The sequence below is a fragment of the Pseudoalteromonas sp. SR44-5 genome, assembly GCF_014163675.1.
Lineage (GTDB): Bacteria > Pseudomonadota > Gammaproteobacteria > Enterobacterales > Alteromonadaceae > Pseudoalteromonas > Pseudoalteromonas rhizosphaerae.
Map to the genome: position 1 here is coordinate 1 of NZ_JACJDT010000148.1, position 779 is coordinate 779.

General features: G+C 38.4%; 1 protein-coding gene and 1 pseudogene. Both read right to left on the reverse strand.

Translation table 11 applies throughout. The features are described 5' to 3' along the window. Positions 1-167: 167 nt before the first annotated feature. Positions 168-512, reverse strand: a complete 345-nt coding sequence (locus tag H5154_RS22915; protein ID WP_182719753.1) for an immunity protein YezG family protein — start codon at positions 510-512, stop codon at positions 168-170. A gap of 32 nt (positions 513-544) precedes the next feature. Then, positions 545-779: pseudogene (locus tag H5154_RS22920) on the reverse strand (hypothetical protein); the annotation flags it as partial.

A 779-nucleotide genomic window follows, 5' to 3' on the forward strand; every position in this document is an offset into this window, starting at 1 on the left:
CTCTTAACCTCTTTGTGAATATTTTACTTAAAACCATGTTGCACAAAGAGAAAAGAATGAGAAGTAAATGAGGGGAGCAACCTAAGGCTAGACGCTAATCTTTAAAAGACTGTAGCGCCTAGCCTTACAACATCCATGTTGTTAAAGAGCAGGTAAATCACTATTGTTTAATACGTTTGTTGTGCAGTAATAACGTCATCATCATTATTATCACGCTCAAAGTTCAGATTAAATTGGCCTTGGCGATTTATGGTGAAAATAGCGCGCGTCCAGTTTTTTGGTTGGTGTTTAGTGGCATTCTCAAACAAAGTACTGAATAAATCGACTATCTCATCTGTCACGGTAATTGGCTGTTCGTTTTCATCATCTTCTGTTTGATAGTGAGCCTTGCATTCAAGTTGGTTTTCATCTTCGCAATCTAAAATAAGCTGAGCCTCAAGCCACGGCTCATTTATTTGCTGGTACAAGTATTGCCCAAGTTGTTGGGGGATTTTTTTTATTTCTGGTTGCATGTGCTGTCCTTAGCGTTTTCTATATAAGTTAATTATTGCTCAATGAGTACGACGATAGATTTACCTTGCTCAGCCGCATCTCTAAAGGTTACAAAGTATTTATCTCGAACTAGCTCATAGGCTTCGGGGTTTACTTCATCGTCTCCATCCTTTTCAATTTCAGCGATTATGTTCTGCCCCTCTAAGCTATCAATATCGAAGCTATATTCTTGTTGCATTATGTCATATAAATCTTTCACCATATCGGCTGGGAAAAAGCCGAAAGTG